Source organism: Ochrobactrum sp. BTU2 (assembly GCF_024539785.1).
Taxonomy (GTDB): domain Bacteria; phylum Pseudomonadota; class Alphaproteobacteria; order Rhizobiales; family Rhizobiaceae; genus Brucella; species Brucella anthropi.
Genome location: NZ_JAHWRG010000063.1, coordinates 1 through 2,588, shown reverse-complemented (window position 1 = coordinate 2,588; position 2,588 = coordinate 1). Strand labels below are relative to the sequence as shown.

Sequence of the window (2,588 nt, the reverse complement as noted above, 5' to 3'; positions counted from 1 at the left end):
TCCACCCTTTCTATCGGTGGACACCCTTTGCCTCAATCTCGTTAGCCAGAAAAGGTGCCTAGAAATGCGCGCTTACAAAAAGAGTTTGCCTACCTGTGATACATTGATCCGCTCGAGGACCGCGCCGAAGCTGGAGGAACTGTTGGTTTCACGCGGAACTGAGCCCATCCAGCAACGGCCGACATTTGGACGACAAATACAGGAAAAATTTCAAGCTCTCGCGCCAGCTGTACCTTCCTAACACCGCAGCTGTGAAGGCCTATCCGTTATCATTGGAAGCCAAAGGCTGTTCCGCTTGGCACAGGTGATAGCCTCTGCGTAACCCGCATCAGCGCGATGATCTCGCAGCCGTAGCGGTCATTGCCCTGCTGGTCGGTCCACTTGGTGTAGTGGATGCGGCCGCGAACCAGAACCTTCATGCCCTTTTCGCAATGCTCCTCGATCGTCGTGCCAAGGCCGTTGAAGGCGGTGATCCGGTGCCATTCGGTGTCCTGCACCCGGTAGCCCCTTTCGTCGCGGACGACCTTGCCTTCCGAGTAGCGGGGGCGCGAGGTCGCGAGGGTGAAGTGGGTGATCCTGGTGCCGCCCTGGGTGGTGCGGGTTTCCGGGTCTTGGCCGATGTTGCCAGCGAGGATGACGATGTTCTGCATTTTCGGTCTCCGTTGCTTCTCGGAGGAACCATTCCCTCCGACGAGACCCGGCCAAGGCCGTCTGGAGACTCCTGCATCGTCGCCTTCGGCGGCGGCTCGACCCCCAAGGTCCGGGTGGAGCGGGCAGCCGCGCCCCGCGCGGCAACACGGCCGGAAACCGCGGGGGTTGCCGGAAGGAATCAGAACGGACTTAGGGGATCAGTCAGTCGGAGGGGTTGGTGCTTCCATAAGCCCGATGGAGACCGGGCCAGAACAGCATCCTTGCTGGTCGCAGATGAGACAGGGCCAGACGCACCGCCCCGGCGGAGCACCGGCCACGTCCCCTTCGCCTGCCAATCCGCGCCCCGGCTTCGGAGGCAACCCAGGATTTCCGCGAAAACGAGACGCCTGCCGGGTTGTCCGCACGAATTGTCAGATCATCGTTTTGACGGCACGAGACTCGATTCAGCGCATTGCAGGACGGCATGAAGATGTTCGCGGCGCAGCTCGTCGCGCACTCCATAGGCCGATCAGCACCGCTTCGACCGCCGCGCTCGCAGATCCGGCCTGATACCGATGTACCATGCCTGATGAGGCGACCGATGCCGCAACGGCTCTTCAGATGGAGAGCACTGCTTTGGCTTGAACGGAAGGCCGGAACGTTGGCGACCCCGCATGCCGGGATGCACAGGGGAAGGAAGGATATGTGGAAAGGCCGCAAGCCGTTATGGCGCTGACTGGTTGTCAGGGACATTCTAAATATTGCGGCGGCGCCCTTGGCGCGGCCGTTTAATGGAGAATCCGTTCTCGTGCCGCAATGATCGGCGTCGCTTCAGGATTCCAGCGGCGTTTGCACCAGCCGCCCTCCGGAAACATGAAACCGCGTGTCGCCGATGCGCGCCGCATAAGGTCCGAAAGGCTGGACCTGCTCGCGGTCGATCTCGTCGCAGAGGATCAGGCCGGAAGGTTCTGTCGCGAATTTTTCACTTCTGCTGCGTTATTGTCGCTTCGGTGCGCATAATTGGGCGAGGTGACTGGGTATGGCGATCGATTTCAAAGGGTCTCATTTCCCCAAAAATGTCATCCTTTATGCGGTGTTCTTCTATGTTCGTTATTCCGTTTCCTATCGTGACCTTCAAGAAATCATGGCCGAACGTGGCGTGAACGTTGACCATGCAACATTGAACCGCTGGGTTGTCCGTTACGCGCCACAGATTGCAGATCAGGCACAGAGACGTAAGCGTCGAACGCTTGGCTCATGGCGTGTTGACGAAACCTATCTAAAGGTCAAAGGCAAATGGACATATTTGTACCGGGCCGTTGATCGTGACGAACAAACGCTTGATTTCATGCTCTCCGAACGCCGAAATCTCGGTTCTGCACGACGTTTCTTCAAGAAAGCCATCGCAGCCAACGGTGTTCCAGACAAGATTGTCATTGATAAAAGCGGCGCCAATCTGGCGGGAGCCCAAGCTGTAAATACAATCCTTAAAATCACAGGTTACAGCAAGATGATTGAAATCCGGCAGATCAAATATCTCAACAATATTCTTGAACAGGACCATCGTTTCATCAAGCGGATTACCAATCAGATGTTGGGGTTCAAGGCATTTCATTCAGCCGCAGCGACAATCGCGGGTATCGAAGTTGCGCATATGATCCGCAAGAGGCAATTCGCAAACGACAATTGTTCACCATTCATGGTCTTTGCGGAACTCGCAGCATAATTGCGCCCGGAGATACGCCTGCCTTTAACCCGCTGAAAATTTGCGACACAACCCCCCAGAACCGCTTGACCAGAAAATCCCGATCGAAAGTAAAAACGGGCGTACCAGATAGTGTTGAGTTTCATCTCAGTATGGACCGGTGCCCGCGCCGCGTCGAACCGGTCGGACGTCACGTTTTATCAAACGCGGGATTGATAATCCCGGATCATGGGCAGAGGAGAAACGGAAGTAT

Annotated in this window: 2 protein-coding genes; one reads left to right on the top strand and one right to left on the bottom strand. The window is 56.6% G+C overall.

Translation table 11 applies throughout. The annotated features are described in order from the left end of the window. Positions 1 to 269 precede the first annotated feature (269 nt). A complete protein-coding gene (locus tag KWJ32_RS27860; RefSeq protein ID WP_210250265.1) occupies positions 270 to 650 on the bottom strand; it encodes a single-stranded DNA-binding protein in 381 nt (126 codons plus the stop codon). A gap of 1,019 nt (positions 651 to 1,669) precedes the next feature. On the opposite strand from KWJ32_RS27860, the gene KWJ32_RS27855 reads away from it, so the two are divergent. Then, positions 1,670 to 2,356 (top strand): IS6 family transposase, encoded by a 687-nt coding sequence (locus tag KWJ32_RS27855; RefSeq protein WP_151610699.1) that lies wholly within the window; start codon positions 1,670 to 1,672, stop codon positions 2,354 to 2,356. The last annotated feature ends 232 nt before the right edge of the window (positions 2,357 to 2,588 follow it).